The sequence below is a fragment of the Chryseolinea sp. T2 genome (assembly GCF_037203685.1).
GTDB lineage: Bacteria > Bacteroidota > Bacteroidia > Cytophagales > Cyclobacteriaceae > Chryseolinea.
Genome location: NZ_JBBCAU010000003.1, coordinates 1026603 through 1050002, shown reverse-complemented (window position 1 = coordinate 1050002; position 23400 = coordinate 1026603). Strand labels below are relative to the sequence as shown.

Below are 23400 nucleotides of genomic sequence, written 5' to 3'. Positions count from 1 at the left end.
AAGCTAAACTATCTAAACACTTTATCTCTATGATTCGATGCCAGAAATGTGGATACACCAATCAGAGCACAGCCAAGAAGTGCATCAAGTGTAATAATGTCCTTGGGGTTGAAGCGGCGCCCCGAGCAGGCGACGGAGATGCAAGGACGAACAGCGACATTAAGTTTGAAAAGACACCGTGGGACAAACCCGATCGTGACAAGACGATCAGACGCGTTAATTATCCCAACGCAAAGCCTTGCAGCCTTGTTCAGCTTTCTGAGGACGGAGAGGAAGAAGGAAAGGTGATTCCGGTGAAGGGAGAAATGGTGAATCTCAACAGGGATTTACTCGATGAAGGGAATACGTCGATTTCAAGAAAGGCACACGCAACCCTAATGTTCAAGGATGGCGAATGGTGGGTCAATAATGAAACTGACAAGAAGACAACGTTCCTGCAAGTTAATAAGTCCGTGAAGCTCTCTGATGGTGACGTCATACTATTGGGAGATACCATGTTCAAATTCAGTCAGAAATAGCAAAGGCCTGCGAAGCTCTGTGTAGCATGTATGTAAGCATTAAACATACTTTGAAGTCAGCGACAATCAAGGAATGGAATGGTCAGCGCGGAGATATTGTGATTTCCGATGCTGGGAAAAAATATGTTATTGATCGTAAGCTTGGGGCTGGTGGATTTGCCGATGTGTATTTGGCAACTGCAAAAAGCGGCGACCGTTTTGCGTTGAAGTTGCTTCGCATGTGGAGCGTTTCCGCTGAAGAACGCAGAGAAGTGCAGCACCGGTTCGAAAGAGAATATAAGTGCTCACAGATTGCATCTGAATTCCTCGTGCACACTTTCGACAAAGGTATGCAATTTGGCAATCCATTCTTTTTGATGGAGTACTGCCCGAATGGAAATTTAGGAGACTGGGTCGGAAATACATTGAGTGAAAAGGAATACAGGCGCGTCGCTGTTCGCATTTTAAAAGGACTCAACGATTTACATAAGCAGGGGATAATTCACAGAGACCTGAAACCTGTGAACATTCTGTTTGATGAGAACAATGAGGTACTACTAACTGATTTTGGAATTTCCGGGTACCTGCAGTCGAGGATTACGATCAGAGATTGGCTTGGTCACGTGAAACAAATATTTGGAACGGTGGTGTATATGCCTCCGGAGCAACTAAATGCACGCGAAGCGTTTCTTTCTCTTGGTCCTGTTACAGACATGTTTGCGTTCGGTGTGATGATGCATGAACTTATTTGCAAAGGCCAATTGCCTTATGGATCCTATGAGGAGTCAAATGAGTCGGAGTTTCTGGAAAGACTTGTGGGCGGAAAGTATCACGTGTTTGATTCAACAAGAAAGAAGATGCCCACATTGTGGGGAGAAATCATAGAGAGATGTATTCAACCAAATCCGGAGAAGAGAGCGCAGTCTCCTCTTGAAATATTGCAGCTATTGGATACACAGGCTGCCGCGCCAGTCGACGATCATCCAATGGCAAGTCCACGGAAGTATGTTCTTCGCATTATGCAGGGCGTTGAGCACGGCAAAGCTTACGATCTGTGGGGATTGAAGCGTAAACATAAGACCAATATCCTCACACTTGGCTGGTACGATGCCGATCAGCCGAATAGAAATCACATCAACATAGTTGAAATGATTACGAAGTTTATTTCGAAGCATCATGCAACACTGGAGTTTGATGCTGATGACGAGATATGGTATATCAGGGACGGGCAGTGGCGATCGGTTAACAATGTTGCCACGTGGCTACCTTCTACGAACGGCGTACTCGTGAATTCATCGAGGATTACGGAGAATGGTTTCGCTCTTTGTGCGGGCGACATCATTACTGTCGGCGATACAACGTTACGTATGGATGCCTTGTAGTAAATAAATGATCAATCATATGGCAAGATCTACAGATCGGTTTGGTGAAAAGCCTGCAGAGAGATCCAATAGCGATGGGTATGTTCTCGAGTTTCTGACGGGATCGACAAACTTTCCTGTTGGATCCAGCAAATCCATCAGATCGGCCTATGTTACGTTTGGTCGGGAGGTTGGTTGTGATGTTCAGTTTGGTGCTGATCAATCATTGGTTAGTCGTAGACATGCGGCAATTGAAAAGAGAGGCGACAAATTTTCGCTTATACAGCTATCAGACACAAATCAGACTTTGCTGAACGGCCGACCTGTTAACAAGGAATGGTCATTGCAGGGCGGTGACGAGATTCAGCTGTCACCTAATGGGCCGAGAATTCGATTTATGACCTCTGCGCCAAAACCAGCATCACTTGGATTTACGAAGAGAATTCAAATCTTTTCGCAGCAGGCCTTAAAGCCGTACAAGAGGGCGATCGTATTATTGATCACGCTGTTTGTGATCGGATCGATTACTGTCTTTTTTGTGGTGAAAGGAATGCGAAAAGATAATGCCAAGCTAGCGAATGCTTATGCAGAGATCAATCGTCAGTCGGAGGAGCAACAGCTTGCCCTTCGTCGTGGCGACTCATTGTTCGTGGCAAATCAGAAGGCAACAGTAGAGAAGTTGGCAGAAAGCAATCGCGAGCGCGAGAAGATTGCCCGCGAGCTAAAAGATCTGAAGATGAACATCCGGAAGCTTCAACAAAAACCAGTACCAGCGTCCGTAATTCCGGCGCTTACAATTTCAAGGGATGCTCAGCCTCTGCTGAAGATGATTGACGATGTTAAGAACGATATCTATTTTCTAAGAATATATCTAACCATTAACGGCCAGCTCAACAGGGAGGATATTGGTAGTGGAACCGGGATTATGCTCAGCGATGGAAGGTTTGTTACGTCCCGTCAATGTGTTCAGCCGTGGATTTATGCCGATGTTAATGCGAATGATAAGATCAAGGAACAGTGGCTGCTTATTAACTGGTTATACAATAATAGTCCCAAGGGAGATGTTCGTATAGACCTTGAGGTATTGGGTACGGATGGAAAGAAGAACTATCTCACAGGTGACAAGTTCACACTAAACCAGAACCATGATCTTGTATATAACATTGACGTGGGCTATGGCCGGGGAAAGGTTCAATTGATGTCGGACGCTTCGACTGATTGGGCTGTTCTTAAGATTGATGGTGCGTCGGCTGATGGACTCGAGGCGGGGTTTCGCGAGTCCCAGGAACTTGCGCCAAATGTCCCTTTACATTTTATCAGCTACACGAAAGAGATTCGCGATGGCAAAGAGCAAATCCTGCCGAGCCACCTTGAGATACCTGCGCCGGCGCGGGATGCCATGGATGGTCTTGTAAAGCTGCCGAAGTTTACTTTCAAGGAAGGTAATTCAGGAAGTCCGGTATTTGTTCAGAAGGACAATCGCTTGTTGTTAGTCGGGCTCCTTACTGAGTTGAACAAGAAGGTTGTGGTTGTCCCTATCCATGCATTGAACAACGATTAATCATGAACGAACCGATCGTTCGAAATATCGCGAGGATAAGTATTACCGCCAGTACGGATACTGGCAGGGTAAGAGCACATAACGAGGATAATTTCATTGTGTGTTCGGACCTTGGAAGTCGTTCGTGGGTGATGAAGGAGGGATGGAGGGATTGGTCGAACAGTGGCTGTCTTCTTGTGTTGGCGGATGGTATGGGTGGTGCAAACGCAGGTGAAATTGCTTCATCTATTGCTGTGGAGTCTATCAGGGGATACTTTTCATCTGTAACTCCGGATTTACTGGATCAGGAAAGCGCGCGCAAACAACACATTCTTGCATCGGTGTCAGTTGCACACGAAAAGATTGTTGAAAGAGCGAAATCAAGTGATGCGTTTCAGGGAATGGGCACTACCATCGTTGTAGCATGGGCTGTTCAGGGGAAACTATATGTGTGCTGGTGTGGCGATAGCAGAGCTTATAAGTACGATGTTAACGGACTTCGGCAGATCACCAAAGATCACTCATTGGTTTGGGAACTTGTTGAGGCAGGCAAGCTAACACCAGAGGAGGCAGACGTTCACCCCGACAACAATATTATCACGCAAAGTCTCGGCGACACTCGTACAACACCTAGACCTGACATGATTGTTGAAAATCTCAATGCAGGTGATAAGGTTCTACTTTGCAGCGATGGACTCAACAATATGGTTGATGCCAAAACGATTGCTGAAGTATTGAGCAGCAACTCTTCGCTGAGTCAAATCTCCAAACGGCTCATCCAGTTGGCAAACGAGCATGGAGGTAAGGATAATGTGACGGTAATTATTCTTCAAACTTCAGGGTCGAATCCCTCTGTGCCAAGGGCTGGGAAAGCGAAGAATAGATTTGCACTAGCTGTGCCGTTAGTTCTGATTTTTGTCATACTCGCCTTGATTGGCTTTAAATGGCAGAGGTTCAATAACACAAATGAACTTCAGACATCAACTATTCCTGCACCAGTGGACTCCATTAAAGAAGTCACGACTAACCGGCCGTCGATACCTGAACCCGAGCCCAGGAAGGATCTGGCTAAGCCGGCAACCAATAAGTCACCGGCTGCAGTTGCATCGCCAACTGAACGTGAAAAGCCTATTGATACGCTTAGGCTCATTGTTTCAAAGGTTGATGATCTGAGAAGACTAATGAAATATTACGATAGTCTGAGAGTCGTCGTGGATTCGCTTCAGGCTAAGTCGAATAAACTGGAGGGCGAGGGCATGATACTCGTTGATCAACGAGTAAAGCAAGTTGAGAAGGTCCTTGCCCAGGAACAAATTCAACGCCTTATGATTGAGTGGTCAGGCTTTGAAAAGGATCCGTCAAAGAAACTTAGTTACATTTTCAGCGTGGCAACTCTTGAACGCAAAAATGAAGAGGTGAGAAGCAAAGTGCTTAGCCTTGACGCTTCGATGAAGAATGTAAAGTTGAAGTCAGCAGTTCAATAATCCTGATCCTAAAAAGTGATGTTGCGCGATGATACTTATAAACCAGGCTCAATGTTCAATGTCTTATTGACTTCTTTTCATGTGCCTTTTGTTATAGTGACTTTGCTACTACTGCTTTTAAGTTCGGTTGATGTCAGCGGGCAACAGGACGATGTCGTATATCTTTCAGATGAATCTGTGATTAATGTAAATGTATTGAACGTAAGCGGTAAGTCTGTGAAGCTTGATGGCCAGCAGAAGCAAAAATCTCTGAATGTCGATAAGTTACTCATGGCTTTTAGTCAGACTGGTGATTACATGGTCTTTGCCTTACAAAATTCGACCTCGGTCGATTTTTCGAAAGATGCGAAACCTCACACCGTTGACCTGTTGGTTACCATGAATAGAACGATACTTCCTGCTTATGTGATAAGTGCTACGGAAACGGAGATTATGTACGAAGATGCGAATGATCCTGTGGAAGAAAGGTCCATTAGTAAGGACATACTGGCAGCGGTAATCTACAAGAGCGGTCGCCATGAACTGTACGTTGGTCCGACCCAGGGCGCGGAGATACTTGCAGCTGTCTACACAAATTTTCTGCTACTGAAGAACAAGCCGTTTGTGAAGCCGGCCGCTCAGAAGCAGATTATGTCCAATGAGGTAGCCACAAGTCCAGGTCCGGCCGCGGAGACAACTTCGAAGGCCGCTGCTTCTGTCGCAGTCACTGTGCCGGTTGTCGATGCTACATTGATTACAAAGGAAACAGCGACTGGCGGTGAAACTGTTGGTGTAAATAGTTTGAAGTCGAATACCACCGTGGATAACAATGGTGCTGCATCTGAGACCCTGGAACCGGAGAAGACATTGAAGGAAAGTGCACCGGTGACGAAGAATGAAGCTGAGAAGATCAAACCTTCGTCACATTCTTCCGATTCCATATATCTGGAGGTTGATGGTAAGGAGCGATCTGTTTCGAGGACCGTATATGAGGAGGCCGCCCGTAAGAAGATTAAATCGCTACAGGCATATATCGCTAATATCGTTGACATAAAAACGAATTGGGTGGCTGCCAATGAGGACATCAATCGGGCATGCCGCCTTTTCGTCAGCGAGGATGTTACGGTTGAGGTACCGGCCGGTAAAGACGGAACGAAGACAAAGGTCACCATCCGAGCTTATTTAAATCAATTGAAGCAACTCAAGCTTGGAAAATATTCGCGTGTGGAGGTGACCTTAAGAGGCTTCCGGCAGGGAGTTGCTCCTGAAAAAGGCAGTGATGGAATCTACACTGACACCTTGTTCTTTGAACAGGAGGTTAAAGGAATTGTGGATGAAAAGATTGTTCACAACAGCGACGCCACGCGAAGTATCAAACTTGTTCTTGTGTCAGATGGGAAATCCGGCGACAGTATAGAAAGTGTTGGAGTGATGTTGTCGGACATTGCGTTGATAAAAGGGGCGGTAAAGTAGTTTTTTTGGTTTGATTGATTGACTACTATGGAAGGATGTTTGGCTCCGAGTGAAATTCCGGGAATAGAGGCAAGTGACGCGTCGCTTTTTGGGGCGGTAGCGGAGAACATAATTGTCGCTGACTTTATGTCTCAGAAGCCTTACCCGCCGCTTTCTATTTATGTCGACAACTATAATCCAGCAGGATACATCCTCTTTCTTGCGATTAACAATCGCCAATTTACTGAGAGCAAGCAGAAGGAATTTTATTTCAGCCTACGACTTGCAGAATTGGGTGTGCGACGACCAGACATTATTACGCATACCGTAATGTTGAAGGAATTCTATGAGATCAAGCCGGATTCACTGACGGGCGTTGAAGATGGAATTAGCAAAGTTGGTACGTTGTCTGCAAGCTATATGAAATTCAAGTTACCATATACGCCTGGCGTGACCTATAATCCAAACAGTGTAGTTGTAGCTTCGTTCCTCAATCAATTAAAGGTTCAACTGAAGGTTACTTTGAAAGGCCCAGGTCTGATCGTTTATAAGTTATGTGTGTCCACTACCGGTATGGTTGAATTGCTAGCTCTGGCTGCGTTGATGCGTTATGTCGTGAAGAAAATTATAGATCAGAAAGGCTTGCCGAGTTTCAAGCCAATAGATCTTGAACCTGCCCTTGCACGGGAAGGCCAGTTGGCGTATGTGGCTAAGGCTATGGGTCTTACTATGGTGATTGCTGCTGCGGGCACTGTGTCGTGGAAGTTCTTTTGGAAAGCGGTAGCCAAACGGTTTGCTGCCAGGGGCGCGACCGCAGCGTTTCTTGCTGCTGTTGACGGCCCCCTTCCGATAGGGGATCTGATTGCTGCCGGTATGAGTATTTGGATGGTAGTCGATATCATTAGGTTCAGCGGCGATCTATGGAAAGAGGCGAGGCAGATCGAGATGCAGGGGGCGTGAGAGGAATCTCCGGCTTCAGCAGCATTTGACTATGCGCTTGTTGCCCATGGACGTGGTTTAGCATATGAGGGAATTTCGCCGTACCATAAGGCATTTTTTTGCTTCCTGTAGTGGCGGATAAATTCAGCCATGGTCTGCACGACGACTCTATCTTTCGTGTTACTATAGTGCCAAATGTTTTGGTTGTAGATGATGCCGATATGTTTCTTTTTTACGTTTCGGATTACCGGAACGCGTCCAGGCTTAGATACAAAATTTGAGGGGCTGCTAACGAAAATAAGTCCACAGATTACGCTGGGACAACTATTGAATTCATAAACAGAAGAGCACTGACTAAACACTTCGGCAACTCTGGTGTTTGCGCCGAATTCACCCTTACCACATGAACCTCCGGTTTTTTCGCTGGCGATGCGGTGTAGTCCTAAGACATGGCTAACGAAATGTGCGCAGTGATTCAGGTCGGGATTAGAATACGCATTTGGACAGATATCCTTAATATCCTTACCCACATACGAGTTTAAGAGAGAGGGGTCAATTGAATTTTTGCCCATAGCGGTGAAACTCATTGTCCTGTTCCGGTTTCAAATCAAGGTGACTCAGGAATCAATTCAAATAGCTATTATTGGTCAAATGTGTTCGTCTCGGGTTTGTGACGTCATCGCAAGACTCGCAGGCGAGTTGTGGTTGTTTTTGATGCTTTGGATGGATCAGAAATTCCTCTTCGTCACCTTCAGCACAACACTATCGGGACGCAACGTCACCAAAGGTTTGATGTTTGGCTCAACGTTGCCCGGCTCAACATAAAACTTTTCGATGAACGATTGTAAGAAGATCGTCATCTCTGCCATGGCGAAGTTGTTGCCGATGCAAAGTCGTGGACCTGACCCAAATGGATAATATACTTTTTTGAAGTCTTTAGCGTGTTCTTTTGAGAAGCGCGAAGGCCTGAATGACAGTGCATCACTCCATTCATGATTGTCGCGATGAAGTCCGTAGTAAAAGATGACAATAACTGTTCCCTTCGGAATAAGAAAGTCTCCATACTCATCATCTTCAATTGCAACTCTGTCGCTGATCCATGCCGGTGGATAGAGGCGCATGCTTTCGCTGATCACATTGTTGAGGGCTTCGTTACGAACGACCTTTTGTAAATCAAGGGATGCCGATGACTCTCTTGCAATCTGCTGTTCGTCCGTATGGTTGGCGAGCAAATACAACGTCCAGGATAGAGCATTGGCAGTAGTCTCATGACCAGCAATAAGGATGATCAGGATCTCGTCGATGACTTGTTCTTCGGTCATCGGTTGGCCCGTCTCCTCATAACGTGCGTCGAGTAGCATATCGAGCAGATCGTTATGACGGTGCGCATCCTGTTTCCTTTGTCGTATGAGTGAGCGGATCACATCGCGTGCGCCCGTTGCTTTGTTAAGATTCTCTTTTAGTTCGCCAGATAAACGGAACCACCAACGCTTATGCGGATTGCGCACTTCTCTCATCACGTAGTCCTGCACGTCGCTGATGAAGGTAGCGAGCTGTTGCCTTTGCGCTGCGGGCACGTCGACAGTAAAGAGCGTATTGATGACGATGTCGAAGGCGAGTTTGTGCAAGAGCGGGTACACGTCGACAGTGCCGGTAGGGACAGTGAGGAGGAACTTGTCGATCGTGTTCTTTATCGTCGTGTACAGGGCGTGAATTTTTTCGGTGTGAAAACCAGGCTGAATGAGTCGTCGCTGTTTCAGCCAGTAGTCACCGTTGGAGGTAAGCAGTCCCTTGCCGAGAAACTTTCCTAGGTATTCAGTTTGCAGTTCTGACTTTTGATAGTTCCGATGATTTGACTTAAGCACGTGCTCGATGAGACCAGGGTTCTGAGTAGCGATGATGCGCATCATTCCGAGGTTTACCGTATAGGTACCGTTGAAGCGGCTCATACTCTCCTGCATGGTACCAATGGGATTTTTGGCCTGCTTGTACGTGCGCACCATCGACGGAAAGAATGAGTAGCCCGGAGGCATGGATTTGGCGTTTCCCATACAGTCTTTACTTGGTCAAAAGTAGTTAAAATCAATTATGCATCTGTTTGTTGTGTCAGCGCTTTACCGGTGACTCAAGATTGATGAACTTGTAGGATGCAAGTACCAATCGATCCTGAACCCCACCTTATACAAGCCGAACCTGTACTGCCGGTAACCAATGTTGCAGAGACCATTACCTACTGGCGTGAAACACTCGCGTTTCCCAATCACTGGATCTGGGGCGATCCGCCTGGTCATGGCGGTGTTTCATGGAATGGATCTGCTGGCATTCAATTCACTCTGAATCCTGAGCTTGCCGCACGTTCCGTTGGCAATTCAGTCTGGATACATGTGCGAAATATCAATCAGTTATACGATCAACATCAAAACAAGGCGAACATCGTGGCTCCACTCAAGGCGCAACCCTGGGGAATGGTAGAGTACACGGTTAAAGATTTCAACGGATACTTTGTCACCTTTTCGGGCAAGTATGAAGGACACGAGCCTTCTGGTTACAGGCTGCCGGCCTCAGTGGTAGTTGGCCATAAGAAGCCGGGACTTGCTAACGTGAGAAACTTACTGAAGAGTGTTGGATGGTCGGACGAAGAAACTGTACCATCATTGCAGGAGCAGATCGATACGGCCATAACGATTGTGTGTGCAGAGAGCGATAATCAACTGATCGGCATTGCATTCCTGTTAGGTGATGGGTTGCATTTCTATTATGTGAAGGATGTTGATGTGCATCCAGCCTGGCAGCGGAAGGGGATAGGTACAGCAATGATGAACGAACTGATGCAATGGCTCCGGCGGAACGCACGTCCATCGGCAACGGTAGGGCTGTTTACCGGAGATCACCTGGGCCCGTTCTACAGGCAGTTTGGATTCATGCAGGCGGTGGGGATGTATAAGACGGTGGGGCAATTGACGTAACCCGTGAAAACCCCGAGACGATCTTAGCGTAACTCTTTCTATATTTATTCCAAGCCCATTCACGCGACCAGCCGTCGCGCGGATGGGCTTTTTCATTTTAATCCATTGCCATGAAGACACCGATACTGTCAATTGTAGTTCTCTTTATACTCGCGGGCTTAACGAATCCCACGAGAGATCAGCACATTACGGAAGTCAGGGGAGTGATTGTATCCAATGTGCTAGCCAAATCTGTGAGTCATCCGACTTCTCAGAGACAAAACGAGACGCCTGCGAGCGTTTTTGGACTGACGCTGGGAACGGTAGCAATAAAGGAGATGGTTGATACTTTTGTTTCGGTTGATGACTATGTCTTTTTATCGTTGACGCGGATTACGCATAACGATCAAAGCAGGGTTGTTGGGGTTGGAGTCTTTGGGAAGGTGTGGGTAAGCGAGGACCTCAGGCATGGGGTGACGTCGCTTGCGGGGGGCGAGTAGGGTTTAGACTTCGTTTTTAACCGCTGCTGGCACTGTGCTTTCTTCCCGTTTAATTGATTGTAACATGGTAATTGTTTTCACAATCAGATAAACGTTGGCTGCAAAGGAGAAGCATGCGTCGTTGGCCGTTAATAGATTATTAGAAAAAAAGTATACAGGGTGTCGGTAAGCGTCCACGACGCTCACCTATCAATCAAACTTTTCCAAGTGCCATGTGCGGGCTGATTCTGGGATAGTATTCGTAACCATTAATCTGCATCCAAATCGGCCGATTGCTCTGGTGAATTTTTAATATATTTACCATATCCCTCTCGTTACCTATTATAAAATTTGACCGAGTTGTAGCCACCGAACAACCAATTTCCCCTTAGCCATGAAAATTCTTAACTCATTAGCGTTCGCGCTAATCGTGATTGCCTCCATTCAGCACACTTTCGCGCAGCAGCAGCTTACATCATTTGCTGATGGGACTTCCGAGGGTTCCAACCCAGCAAAATTCTTCCCATATGAAAATCAGCTGCTCTTCGTTGCTATCAGCAAACATATTGGCGGTGAACTTTGGAAAACCGATGGCACGTCGGAGGGAACCATACTGATAAAGGATATCAACCTGGGAAGCGGCTACTCTACGATATCAAACTTCACTTTATACAAGGGTAAGGTCTACTTTACTGCTGACGACAATAGCAAAGGTCAGCAGCTATGGGTGACTGACGGCACCTCTGCAGGAACCAAGCGCGTTACCAGCATCGGAAGCGGCATTACCCAGATGGTGGCGGATGACAATGCCATCTACTTTCTTCGGTATAACCTCGATTACCTGCAAGTTTGGAAGAGCGATGGGACATCATCGGGCACTATAATGGTAAAGGGTGACATCAAAATCTGGAACTCTGCAGCGAACCTGACGATGGCCGATGGGCTCGCGTATTTTTCCTGTCAGCCCTTCGGAGTAAACGAATCACGCGTGTGGAGGAGTGACGGTACGGCTGATGGAACATTTCCTATAACCCCACCCATAGACGGCAACGGCAGTGGGCCGAGCGGAACATCGCATCCAACACAATTCGTTGAGTATAACGGCTCACTATACTTTATTGCCAGAGGCGGTGCCTTCCCTCTTCCTCAGTCTGGTTTGATGAAGACCGATGGAACAGTAGCCGGTACGGTAGCCGTTAAGTCGCTTCATTCAGGCAGTGCTATTGTGAATTACAGCCAGGGATTTGAGTACAACGACAAAATGTACTTTACTTTTTTTGAAGTGACCACCAGACGTTTTTCTATAGTGGAATCAGATGGGACAACTGCCAACACAACAACCATATTTGACCAGAGTTATCCGAATTATTTCTCGCCTGGTCAGACGTTGGCCAGAGATGGTTTTCTATATTTCACTGCGGGCGATGGTGCGAAGGGCACGGCCCTTGTCAAATTAAATCTGTCCGACAGAACATACGAGACGCAAAAGACTTTATCCAATACCACTGAGCCTTTCATTTTCGTTGCTGCTCTTGATAAGAATGCGAGTGCCGGCACCACGTCAAAGATGTTTTTTCAATCACGGCTAGACATAGGAGTTACTTCCCTTTGGGCCACAGAAGGTACCATTGCGAGCACTGTGAGCTTGTTGGATGATCAGATGCCCGGTGAACTGGCAGCACTTAATAACAAAGTCTATTTCTCTCGTGCGTCAGCTGCCGGAACGGAACTTTGGAGTGCCGATGGGACGCCGTCAGCGACGACTATGGTAAAAGACATTAATACTGCAGTGTACGGATTGACCAATGCACAATTGGTCAGCAACGGTTCGCAGGCCATCTTCTATGCTAGTGATAAAATATTGGGCATGGAGCCGAGGATAACAGACGGCACCCTTGCAGGTACAAAACTGTTGAAGGATATCGCGGTGGGAACACGTTCAAGTTATGAATACACAAAGGTGAGCGTCAACGGCAAATTTGTGTTCCCAGCGATCGACAACTCAGGAATGATTCAGTACTATGGTTCCGATGGGACTGATGCCGGAACTGTTGCGATCACATCATTTACTGAAAACAAGAGTGTTCATAACATTGTTGTTCAGGGTGACGGCAAACTTTGTTACTTTGATGTGTTGAATCGCGACAATACAACTTCGCTATACGTCAGCGATGGAACGGTAGCGGGAACCAAAGAGATTGAGAATTTAGGGACCAACGGGGTTGGTGGCGCCTACTATATCACGGAGATGTCGGCAGGATCAAACCGTCTTTATTTCGCAGTTGCCGGCTTTGGAGAAGACTTGTGGAAGAGTGATGGAACAGCAGATGGAACGGTAAAGGTCGCAGACCTGACTGCTATAAGCGAATTAGTTGTTTCGGGGGATAAAGCATATTTCACCGTTCAGTCGAGTGCAAGTCTCTCGGATGTTGAAGTCTATGTCAGCGATGGGACCGAAGCAGGAACTAAATTGATCAAGGATCTTAACGGGAGCAAGTCGTCGGAGGCAACCGGGCTTACAGCGTTCAATGGTAAAGTTGTGTTCTCAGCCAACGATGAAGCTACCGGTCGCGAGTTGTGGATCACCGATGGAACGGAAGCAGGCACTGCTTTAGTGAAGGATGTTTTGCCGGGCGCAGAGAGTAGCATCGTTAGAAATGAATTCGTCGTTTATCAGAATCGTGTTTACTTCATTGCTGATGATGGCACACATGGCCCGGAGTTGTGGTCCTCCTCAGGTACTCCAGAGACGACGACATTGGTAAAAGACATTGTTCCGGGGACGGAGAGTTCTGTTCCGGGCAAACTTAAGGCGCTGGATGATCTATTGTACTTTCAGGCCTACACGCCGGAAAATGGAGTTGAAGTCTGGAGTACAGACGGAACGGCCAACAATACGAAGCTACTGGTCGACGTAATTCCCGGCGCAGAGCATTCCAATCCGTTTGGTTTTGTTAAGGTGAATGATAAGCTCGTATTTTTTGCGGACACACAGTCGAAGGGCGTACAACTATGGGGCTATTCACCCGAGACGAGCGGGCCTGTGACTGCCGTTGAGGATTTAGAGGCTGTCTTTTCGATCTATCCCAATCCATCCGCCGGTGTCTATCGCGTGCATTTTAGCGAGGGCACAACAGCTGTCGATGTCCATGTATACAGTACCGATGGAAAGTCGATACCTGCGAAGCTTAATGGCGATGGCACGCTAGATTTATGCGGTGCGCCAGTGGGAGTATATCTGATTAAGATCAATTCCGGCAGTCAGAGTTTTGTGAGAAGAGTTGTGAAGTTTTGATCTGGTATTCTTACGACTGGAAGTTTAGACCGAACGTGGACAAGTATAGCACAAGCACTACGTTCGTTTTCTTACATGCACTTTTCAGACATTGACTCACCAGTGCTGCTTTTTAGTCCAAAGTCAGGCTTATTCGGCACAAGCGTTATTTCTGTCAATGACAAATAAGCTTGGTTGAGATACTTTCTTTTGACCTCCGTATAATTCAAAGAGCAAATACAATTGTTCTCGTCATTAAGTGTGCTTCACGCTTCTACTCGCAAAGATGCGTTAGTAATAACCGTAGGACAACCCTATGGCAAATAGGATGGTAAAGTTGATCAAAGTACTCTATTTGTGTTATTGAATCCTGTAAAAACCCTAAATGCGTCTCGTATTGTGGCAGATTGGTATTCAGATAGGAATAGTCACTATAATAAGCTAGTTTCGAACTATCAATTGCGGAAAAATTAATTCACTGCTCTTGTCCTGATCTGCTATCGGGACGTGGTCCTTTAAGATCTCCCCAGTTTACCAGGCAGTGATTTTTGTAGACAATCCTAGCGTCTATTGGGTTATTGCATTTCAGTGTGAAGAACAAGTTGGTTTTACAGGATGCATCGTTGATAATATCGTCAATGATGAACAGATAACTATTGGGGAAAATTCATGAAGCAGCTCAGGATAAGCAAACAAATCACCAACCGGGAAGCTGACTCTTTGGATAAGTATCTCACTGAGATAGGGAAGATGGACTTGATCTCTGCTGAAATGGAAGTGCAACTTGCTCAAAGAATCCAGGAAGGTGACGTGCTCGCGCTTGAGAAACTCACTAAGGCAAATCTGCGATTTGTTGTTTCCGTTGCGAAGCAATACCAAAATCACGGGCTTTCTCTTAACGACATGATTAGCGAGGGTAATATCGGACTGATCAAAGCTGCCCGTCGTTTTGATGAAAAGCGAGGCTTTAAGTTCATCTCCTACGCAGTGTGGTGGATACGTCAGTCGATCATGCAGGCATTGGCTGAGCAACCCAGGATTGTCAGGCTTCCGCTTAATCGTGTTGGCTCTCTTATCAAGATGTCAAAGATGTCGTCAGAGCTGGAGCAAAGATTTGAACGTGAACCATCCGAGGAGGAACTGGCAAATGCGCTGGATGTTTCAGTGGAACATTTAAAGAATGATCAGTTGCTGACAGGCCGGCAATTGTCTGTTGATTCACCATTTCAGTCAGGTGAGGAAGGTACTCTTCTGGATATTCTGCATGATGCGAATGCCGGACAGCCGGACGATCAACTGATGGAAGAATCGTTGAAAAGTGATCTGGCGGATGCATTTGCCGTGCTAACAGCACGTGAGTCTGAAGTATTAGTCCTCTACTATGGTTTGAATGGTTGTCCGGCGATGACACTTGATGAAATCGCGACACGATTCAGTCTTACAAAGGAGCGCATTCGGCAACTTAAGGAAAGGGCAACGTGGAGGCTTAACCGTTCTGCGATGAGGCAGAAGTTACGTGCTTACCTTGGATAGTCATTCCGAACGCGGCCCGCATGCTCCCATTGAGCTTTTTGTAAAATAGAGTCTTTTCCGTTGGTTAGGATAGGCGGCGACGGCTCAGTGCTTGATGGGCGAGTCACCTCGAATACCTCAAACTCAAATTCAATTTGAAACATGTTATAGTAATTGTTTGCCTTCGTAATGATGGCATGTGCAAAGCGTGAAGAAAGTGTGCCCGCACCAGTGATTGAAACCAAACCACAGGCGACTGAGTTCGCCGATCCTAAGTTTGTCGACATTGTCGACAGCTCAGGAACCGTCAATGGAGTTGGCGGAGATTAAGAAATGAATCTTGACAATCATTCAAAGACATGATGATGAGTGGGCAAACTACGATGATGATCTTCAAAGAATCAAACAAGCTGTTAGTGTCTGCTTGAGTCATCGTGAATTGGTAAAGATCGTTGGCAATTATACTGCTCCTTGGTGCAATGCAAACTTCACTTAGTTGTGCGACATGGGTCGTATAGAACATAAGCAATCATTCCACCCGCAACTTGCGATTGACCGTTAAACGACGATAACAGTTTTCGGTCGCCCCCCTCAGCAAGATCAGTGATTGCCCCTACGTACTGGTACGCAAACAAAATCAAACAAAGTACTGAGTATGAATACAGCAGACTGCTGATTTGCGCTCCTATTTAAAGGTCTAGGTTTGTGACACGTGCTGCCGCTACCCATGAAACGTCGCAAACTATTTTTTACATTAATCTTTCGCGTTGCCTATTTGCTGGTTTTGGTCGTATTCTTTCTGGGCATCTATAGTATGATTCAATGGCAACAACATTATAAAGTGAGGGGAGCGTTCTTTTCTTCACTTCAAAGCTCGGCCCAATCTGACGCAAGCAACGGTTTGCGTTTGGTGTCATATTCTGAGGATAATGTTAATGAGCCATCTACGGGAAGTTCATACTTTAAGGCGAGCTCATTAAATTTTTCAGAAGGCACCTTCGCTGAATACTTTTCCTGGTTTGCTGCTGTCTGTTCAATATCGTTTCTATTGATCTACATGGGGTGGCCCATTTACAACGTACTGGCTATTCATCGGCCAATAGGAGTACTGAGTGAAGCCTTGATTTCCGAAAAGCCGGGTGATGATGATCGATTTATGGATCGCGACCTGCACGAGTTAAAGGACAAACTCAATGAACTGATCAAAAGTCGAAATGTGGCAATCGGATTAATCGACCAAATAGGGAAGGGTAATTATACCATGGAGATTGCTGGTGATGCCCGCGATAAGTTGTATGAGTCGCTCAAAAGTCTGCATACGCGACTTCAAAGCGTCACAGAAAAGGACAGGCAGGCATCTATCATCCATTCAAATTCGCAGCAGCTGGAAAGAATACTTAAAGAGGAGTCAGATTGGAATGCACTTTCTTCAAAAGTCATTTCGTTTCTCTCGAAGAGCCTGGAGGCGGGTGTCGGTCAGCTTTACGTGAGGGATGAGACTTCTTCTCACGACGGCTTTCAATTGCTTGCATCTTATGGAAGTTTCCAGAATAGGTGGGCCAATGAAAAGCAATCAAACGCCGGGCAGCTTGGTGAACTTTTAACGGAGCGACGGACGATTGTAATGGAAAATCTTCCTGCGCAATACCTGGTAATCAACTCGGGTCTTGGATCTGCAAGTGCTACCCATGTTGTGTTGTCACCGTTGTTGTTTAAGGGTGATGTGTACGGAGCAGTGGAGTTCGGATTTTTCAGAAGACCGGAAGCGCTTGAGATTGGATGGATCGAGCGTTCTTGTGAAAGCATGGCAGCTCATTTTTTCAATCACAAAACAAACAGTGATTCAAGGGCGCGATTGGGCGAACTGGCTAGTAAGCAAGCTGCTGAGCTTGTAGAAATCCGCAGGCTGCAGGAGCAAACACTTCATGAACTGGAGATCAAGCTCAGAGAAGTTGAAGAGGAAAGGCAAAAAAATGAAAGTGTCTTGGAGGGATGCGTCGATGGTGTGCTCGTGTTCTCCAGTACGGGGGAGATAAACTTCTGCAATCGTGCAGCGACCGATATGCTTGGCATTCCCAATGGAGACGTCTTGAGGCAATCGGTCACTGCCATTCTTCCGATCGTAGTTCGTGAAAGTAATGGGCAGTGGAAGACCTTTCTGAGAAGTTCAGAGTGTGAGAAGGAAATCGAAGTCCGAACTGAAGCCACGTTCACTTCGGGCAATGGCGAAGTCATCGATGTATTGATCACTTGTACACAGAGCAGATTGCACGCGGGAATAGTATTCACCTTGTTCATGCAAAAGATATCAGTTGACCTTTTTTAAATGATATGATGAATCTTTCAGAGATCTATGTGCTGCGTTCGATTATTGACGAAATCAATGTCATGATCGACACTACACTTTTATTGGATCGCAGGGATATTGAAAGGGCTGTGTTTGAACTGAAGTCCTTGAATGGAGGAAATGTAAATGATGAACTGGTCAGGGCGATTGTGCATGGACTTCAGCATTTCGACATTTTCGAGCAGCGTCTAAGGCATGTTGTGGAGATTAATCACGCGGTTTGTCCGGAGGCAATTGATGTGCCGGACGTGCCTCCCTTGCGCGGCAGTAATATTTTTGCGCTCAATCAATTGCAGTATGAATCAGCATGGCGGGACTATCTCAGCGCAATTTCAGAGTTGCAGTCGATCGCTGCGATGACGGGCTCAACGGCTTACCCCAGACTTAATGTTGCATCGAATGGCAAACTTGTGCGGGCAGCAATGCCGCTGGTGTCGGCCAAGTTTGCAAAGCTGGTTCAACTCACTCAAGGGAAAGGTTGTGTCGAACTGGAGCGTTACAGGGCATCGGTTGAATTGGCGTACTCGACAGAAAAGGAGCGGTCATTGATGGCAATGTTTGCGCTTAACCCGGACGTTACGTTCGATGAACTCAACGCCAGCATCCGGCCCGATACAACAGCATCAGTGATTGACTTATTTTAACATGAAATACACATTCGATATTTCGCAAAGCGATGGTTATGTGCTTGCCCTTCTTACGGGTGACCTCACCATAAGAAATGCATCTTCAATAGCGGAAGACTTCAGGAAGGTTGCCGGATTGAACGTCGCCATTGAGGTACAAAACCCAACAGATCTTGACCTGAGCTTTATCCAGTTGCTGGTACACACTATCTACACTTTGTCACAACAGGGCGTCAGGGCTTCGATAAAAGTATCTGTAAAGGATGCTGACATAAACCTTTTGAAGAACACTGGCTTCACACAACTCTTGCAGCTTGCTGCAAACAACGCTTAAAACAAATCGAAATGAAAACGATTCTAATAGCCGATGACTCGGCAAGTATTCGTGAACTGGTGGAGATGACACTGCGGTCTGCGGGGTACGACGTACTAAAAAGCTCTGATGGAGAACATGCAATCCAGCATCTTGACGGAACACCGATAGATCTTGTAATCACCGATCTCAACATGCCAAAAGTGTGTGGCATAGAGCTTCTTAGGGAGATCAGAAGCAGGGCAGATTACGCAACAGTACCGGTCTTGTTATTGACCACTGAATCCCAAGCGGCAAAAAAGGAGGAGGCTAAGGCAGCTGGTGCAACGGGATGGATAGTTAAACCATTCGTTCCGGAAAAATTGCTGTCAGTTGTTCATAAGGTTATCCGCTAGAGAATATCTCAATGAGTAATCTGCAAGCTGTTTTCCTCGCTGAAACCGAGGAGCTGATATCGACTCTTGAAAGCGCGCTACTTGAGTTTGAAAGAGACCTTTCAAACCTGAGGACAGTGGAAAATATTTTCAGGGTAATGCATACCATCAAAGGCTCGGCCAGTATGTTCGGATACGAGAATCTGAGCAACATCACGCATCATCTCGAAACCATATTCGATGATATTCGCGCGTATAAAAGGCAAGCCGATTTGCAGATTCTCGAGATTACGTTCCGGACGGTCGATCACATCAAGTCGGTGTTGAGAGATCCTGATCTCAGTCAATCGGAGAACAAGATAAGGCAAGAGCAGTTGCTGGCAAATATCCACCTGATGGTGCAGCAGAAAGATGTAAGAACTTCAGGGCCAGTATTTGCAGATAGCACTGCTGTTATAAACACGTATTATATTTTTTTCCGACCGGCGGAAGGAATTTTCAGGAGTGGGAATAACCCGCTTTTTCTGATCGATGATCTCGCCACGCTGGGCAAAGCGATTGTTGTTCCCATTTTTCGGGATGCTTTGTTCAGTGACAATGCTCAAGCCGATTTGTGTTATACGGAATTTGAAGTCGTGCTGGCTGGAGGAATGACCGAAGATGATATCAGGGATGTGTTTCTCTTTGTGTCGGATACTGCTGACATTCAGATAAGGCATATAGCGGAGGGTGATCTTTTAAATGATCTTTCATTTTCCAGTGCCTTTGGTAACAGGGAGCAAATACCCCGTACTGCATTCGGATACGGCATTGTCGCATCCATGGTGGGCGCAGTTCAAGCAAAGTCAACTATGAGTAGTGTGGTGGCGGCCGACGTGGATCGCTTGGGTCAATCAACCAGCATTCGCGTTTCTTCAACAAAACTGGATGAGCTCATGAACCTGGTCAGCGAACTGGTTACTTCACAGGCACGCCTGATGCTTATCGCAGAGCAGAAGGGCATGCCAGACCTTAATGCTGTTTCGGAGAACATTGAGAAAATTACCCGACGGCTACGGGACAACGCATTCAGCATTTGCCTTGTTCCCATTGAAGCCGTCGTAACGCGATACCAGAGGCTGATCCGGGACCTTTCAAAAGAATTGAGTAAGGAAGTTGTTTTCACAACTTCAGGAACGGAGACCGAACTTGACAAGTCGCTCATTGAGAAGATCACCGACCCTATTCTTCACCTGCTGAGGAACTGCATGGATCATGGCATTGAGACGCCAGAGGCAAGGAGAGCGCGCGGAAAGAAGAAAGAGGGGACCATCCACCTCAAAGCATATCATTCAGGTACGTACGTACACATTGAGATTTCCGATGATGGCAAAGGCATTGATCCTGCTAGGGTTCGATCTAAGGCGATCAATAAAGGCCTGATCCGCGAGGATGCTGTTCTTAGTGATGCAGACATCATAGAGTTGATTTTTAGTCCTGGATTTTCAACAGCAGACATCATAACCGATGTGTCGGGCCGTGGCGTTGGAATGGATGTGGTAAGGCGTAACATCGAGGCTGTGCATGGTGAAGTGTTCGTGGAAAGCAAATTGAATGAAGGTACGCAGTTTACGATCCGGCTGCCGTTGACGTTGTCCATTATGGATGGAATGTTGGTAAAAATTGCATCGTCTGACTACATCATTCCGCTCGCTGCAGTTGATAAGTGTTTTGAGGTCGAAACACGATCATTAAACGGGGACTGTTCGCAGCGTCTGGTTTTGGATGGCAATCTGGTTCCTGTATTTAATCTCCGAAATGTATTTGATGAAGAACGTTCTGGCTTGCCTATTACTCAGGTGGTGAAGCTAAACTGTGAAGCGTTTCCAGTTGGCATCACGGTCGATGCCATCGTGGGCGAGTATCAGGCCGTGATGAAGCCTCTTGGCGACATGTATCAATCGCAGGATGAATTCAGTGGAGCTACGATTCTTGGCGATGGGTCAGTGGCACTCGTTGTGGATCCATCAAGGTTCATCCGCCAACTACTATCAAAGTCAAACATTGAAAATCTAAACAAAAATTAAGATATGGAATTGGCTTCTGCCGTAACCCAGTCCTACCTGACCTTTCGGTTGGATGACGAGCTTTTTGCTACAAGTGTAATCAATGTGATCGAAATACTAGAGCTCACCCGGATCACTAAAGTGCCACGGTCTCCTAGTTTCATGAGGGGTGTTATCAATCTCAGGGGCACGGTACTCCCGGTTATCGATGCGCGGCAGAAATTTGGTCTTGACAAAACGCCGGACACAGTGAACACCTGTATCCTCGTCCTGAATATTCAGATTGATAATGAAAAACTAACTGTGGGTGCGCTGGTGGATGCAGTTCAGGAAGTCTTGGACATAGATATCAGCACTATCCAACCAGCTCCGTCAATCGGATCAAGATATAAGAGTGAGTTCATCGATGGCATGGTAAAAGGAAATGACAAATTCATCATGCTGCTTAACGTAAGCAAAGTGTTCAGCAGCGAGGAAGTGTCAATCCTCAAAGAGGGTTACGATATGGGAGAGAATACAAGCATAAATCAATAACTATTTCAAATTAACTACAATGAAACTAACTATTAAAGCCCGGTTGATCACGGCGTTTGTGGTGTTGATAGTTCTTTCGGGAACCATATACTACCTCGGATCTACGAACACTGGGATATTAAATGATCGCATCAACATTATCGTTGATGTGAATGTGAAGCGCATTTTACTTGCGTCGAAAGCTGCTGAGGATATTCAGTTTATCACGAAGCGTGAAAAGGAGCTGATAATGACGTCCAATCAAAACGAGGTGGATGAATACATTGAAGTAATTGAGGAGAGAAGCAGTGAAATGCTGGCGAGGATCGAGCAGTTGAAGGGAATGTCGGATGAGAAGGGTATTGAGATCCTGGAAGGGTTCACATCGAACTGGAACAACTACACAAAGGTGTACAATAAAATCAAGGCGCTTAGCCTGAAGAACAACGATTCAACATTTGCGGTTGCGTACAAACTTTCGTCTACCGACGGGCGCGAAGCGGCTCTTGGAGCCATCAGTTCGCTCGCACAGATTCTTAAAAAGAACGAAGGTGCGCTGGCGACCGCCAAAGTTGAGGCAGACACGCTCTACGACAATGCGAAGACCAATATGATCATTTTGTTAATTGTCGCAGTGGTTGTGTCAGTGCTGATTTCGTTTTGGATAATTAGTTCCATCAGCAAGTCGATCAACACGGCTAAATTGGCAATTAAAAGTGTTGCCGAAGGAGATCTTACCATTTCAATTGAAAATAACTCGAAGGACGAGATTGGGGACTTGCTTGAATACATGCGCGCAATGGTTGACAAGTTGAAGGACGTGCTTACGTTCGTATCTACTGCTTCGGACCACATCGCTTCGGCCAGCACACAGATGAGCGGTACGTCCCAATCAATGTCGCAGGGTTCTCAGGAGCAAGCCACATCTGCTGAAGAGATATCATCATCGATGGAAGAAATGGTTGCGAACATTCAGCAAAACACTGACAACGCACAGCAAACCGAGAAGATTGCGCTTAAGGCGGCTGAGGACATTCAGGAGGGAAGCAAATTCGTGAATCTCACGGTTGAGTCGATGAAGAAGATTGCTGAGAAGATTTCAATCATTGGAGAGATTGCAAGGCAAACGAATCTGCTTGCGCTTAACGCGGCCGTTGAAGCGGCACGGGCAGGTGATCACGGAAAGGGATTTGCCGTTGTAGCGGCAGAGGTGCGTAAGCTTGCTGAACGTAGTCAGATCGCAGCAGGTGAGATCAATGAACTTTCCTCGTCAAGTGTTGCCGTGGCAGACAAGTCTGGGAAATTACTCGAACAGATTGTGCCAAACATACAGAGTACGGCCAGACTGGTACAGGAAATCTCTGCGGCGAGCCGTGAACAAAACACCGGTGCAGAGCAAGTGAACAATGCCATTCAACAGTTCAATCAGATTATCCAGCAGAACGCTGCAGCTTCGGAAGAGATGGCGACGGGGTCGGAAGAACTTGCCAGTCAGGCGGATCATCTTCGGGAGACTATTGTTTTCTTCCGCATCGACAAAGGTCAATCTGCGCAACGCGTGTCGGCGCAAAAAACAAGAGCAGCTCAATTGGCAAAACCTGTTCAACAAACCGCCAAACATTTTAAAGGCGCGCAGCTGAAAGGCGGCGTCAACCTTGACATGGCTATGTCTTCAAATGGTAACCATGACGCGCTGGACAACGGATTTGAGAAATATTAA

At 46.5% G+C, this 23400-nt stretch carries 20 protein-coding genes; 17 read left to right on the top strand and 3 right to left on the bottom strand.

Annotation, left to right across the window (positions count from 1 at the left end):
- Positions 1 to 29: 29 nt before the first annotated feature.
- The 6 genes from WBG78_RS14245 to WBG78_RS14220 are packed head-to-tail and all read left to right on the top strand — an operon-like array spanning position 30 to position 7273.
- On the top strand, positions 30 to 518 hold the full coding sequence (locus WBG78_RS14245; protein ID WP_337327100.1) for an FHA domain-containing protein: 489 nt from the start codon (positions 30 to 32) through the stop codon (positions 516 to 518).
- Between the two features lie 26 nt (positions 519 to 544).
- Complete coding sequence (locus tag WBG78_RS14240) at positions 545 to 1879, top strand: FHA domain-containing serine/threonine-protein kinase (protein WP_337327099.1); 1335 nt, start codon at positions 545 to 547, stop codon at positions 1877 to 1879.
- Positions 1880 to 1898: 19 nt separating this feature from the next.
- Entirely contained in the window at positions 1899 to 3419 is a 1521-nt protein-coding gene (locus tag WBG78_RS14235) for an FHA domain-containing protein (protein WP_337327098.1), read from the top strand.
- A 2-nt stretch (positions 3420 to 3421) separates the two neighbouring features.
- Positions 3422 to 4882, top strand: coding sequence for a Stp1/IreP family PP2C-type Ser/Thr phosphatase (locus tag WBG78_RS14230; RefSeq protein WP_337327097.1), 1461 nt, complete (start codon positions 3422 to 3424; stop codon positions 4880 to 4882).
- A gap of 51 nt (positions 4883 to 4933) precedes the next feature.
- On the top strand, positions 4934 to 6334 hold the full coding sequence (locus WBG78_RS14225) for a hypothetical protein (RefSeq protein ID WP_337327096.1): 1401 nt from the start codon (positions 4934 to 4936) through the stop codon (positions 6332 to 6334).
- A 27-nt stretch (positions 6335 to 6361) separates the two neighbouring features.
- Positions 6362 to 7273: a hypothetical protein gene (locus WBG78_RS14220; RefSeq protein WP_337327095.1), complete on the top strand. Its 912-nt coding sequence runs from the start codon at positions 6362 to 6364 to the stop codon at positions 7271 to 7273.
- A 29-nt stretch (positions 7274 to 7302) separates the two neighbouring features.
- Here the strand turns inward: WBG78_RS14220 and WBG78_RS14215 are convergent, their stop codons facing one another.
- Together WBG78_RS14215 and WBG78_RS14210 are read right to left on the bottom strand one after the other, a co-directional pair.
- Positions 7303 to 7839 carry a hypothetical protein gene (locus WBG78_RS14215; protein WP_337327094.1) on the bottom strand — a complete coding sequence of 179 codons (537 nt, stop codon included), beginning with the start codon at positions 7837 to 7839 and terminating at the stop codon, positions 7303 to 7305.
- Between the two features lie 141 nt (positions 7840 to 7980).
- On the bottom strand, positions 7981 to 9303 hold the full coding sequence (locus WBG78_RS14210) for a cytochrome P450 (RefSeq protein WP_337327093.1): 1323 nt from the start codon (positions 9301 to 9303) through the stop codon (positions 7981 to 7983).
- A 96-nt stretch (positions 9304 to 9399) separates the two neighbouring features.
- Here WBG78_RS14210 and WBG78_RS14205 point away from each other — a divergent pair, with 96 nt between their 5' ends.
- From WBG78_RS14205 to WBG78_RS14190, 4 genes are all read left to right on the top strand, one after another.
- On the top strand, positions 9400 to 10218 hold the full coding sequence (locus WBG78_RS14205) for a GNAT family N-acetyltransferase (RefSeq protein ID WP_337327092.1): 819 nt from the start codon (positions 9400 to 9402) through the stop codon (positions 10216 to 10218).
- Positions 10219 to 10328: 110 nt separating this feature from the next.
- On the top strand, positions 10329 to 10697 hold the full coding sequence (locus WBG78_RS14200) for a hypothetical protein (protein WP_337327091.1): 369 nt from the start codon (positions 10329 to 10331) through the stop codon (positions 10695 to 10697).
- A 373-nt stretch (positions 10698 to 11070) separates the two neighbouring features.
- Complete coding sequence (locus tag WBG78_RS14195; RefSeq protein WP_337327090.1) at positions 11071 to 13971, top strand: ELWxxDGT repeat protein; 2901 nt, start codon at positions 11071 to 11073, stop codon at positions 13969 to 13971.
- A 648-nt stretch (positions 13972 to 14619) separates the two neighbouring features.
- Positions 14620 to 15483 carry a sigma-70 family RNA polymerase sigma factor gene (locus tag WBG78_RS14190; RefSeq protein WP_337327089.1) on the top strand — a complete coding sequence of 288 codons (864 nt, stop codon included), beginning with the start codon at positions 14620 to 14622 and terminating at the stop codon, positions 15481 to 15483.
- On the opposite strand, the gene WBG78_RS14185 is transcribed toward WBG78_RS14190, so the two are convergent.
- Positions 15471 to 15749, bottom strand: coding sequence for a hypothetical protein (locus tag WBG78_RS14185; protein ID WP_337327088.1), 279 nt, complete (start codon positions 15747 to 15749; stop codon positions 15471 to 15473). The genes WBG78_RS14190 and WBG78_RS14185 overlap by 13 nt on opposite strands.
- Before the next feature lie 440 nt (positions 15750 to 16189).
- Here WBG78_RS14185 and WBG78_RS14180 point away from each other — a divergent pair, with 440 nt between their 5' ends.
- From WBG78_RS14180 to WBG78_RS14150, 7 genes are read left to right on the top strand one after another with little or no spacing between them, the layout of a single operon-like run.
- Complete coding sequence (locus tag WBG78_RS14180; RefSeq protein WP_337327087.1) at positions 16190 to 17788, top strand: PAS domain-containing protein; 1599 nt, start codon at positions 16190 to 16192, stop codon at positions 17786 to 17788.
- Positions 17789 to 17793: 5 nt separating this feature from the next.
- Positions 17794 to 18453 (top strand): hypothetical protein, encoded by a 660-nt coding sequence (locus WBG78_RS14175; RefSeq protein ID WP_337327086.1) that lies wholly within the window; start codon positions 17794 to 17796, stop codon positions 18451 to 18453.
- A 1-nt stretch (position 18454) separates the two neighbouring features.
- Positions 18455 to 18769 (top strand): hypothetical protein, encoded by a 315-nt coding sequence (locus tag WBG78_RS14170; RefSeq protein WP_337327085.1) that lies wholly within the window; start codon positions 18455 to 18457, stop codon positions 18767 to 18769.
- Positions 18770 to 18780: 11 nt separating this feature from the next.
- Positions 18781 to 19143: a response regulator gene (locus WBG78_RS14165; protein ID WP_337327084.1), complete on the top strand. Its 363-nt coding sequence runs from the start codon at positions 18781 to 18783 to the stop codon at positions 19141 to 19143.
- Positions 19144 to 19154: 11 nt separating this feature from the next.
- Entirely contained in the window at positions 19155 to 21188 is a 2034-nt protein-coding gene (locus WBG78_RS14160; RefSeq protein WP_337327083.1) for a chemotaxis protein CheA, read from the top strand.
- A gap of 3 nt (positions 21189 to 21191) precedes the next feature.
- On the top strand, positions 21192 to 21701 hold the full coding sequence (locus tag WBG78_RS14155) for a chemotaxis protein CheW (RefSeq protein ID WP_337327082.1): 510 nt from the start codon (positions 21192 to 21194) through the stop codon (positions 21699 to 21701).
- A gap of 19 nt (positions 21702 to 21720) precedes the next feature.
- Entirely contained in the window at positions 21721 to 23400 is a 1680-nt protein-coding gene (locus WBG78_RS14150; RefSeq protein WP_337327081.1) for a methyl-accepting chemotaxis protein, read from the top strand.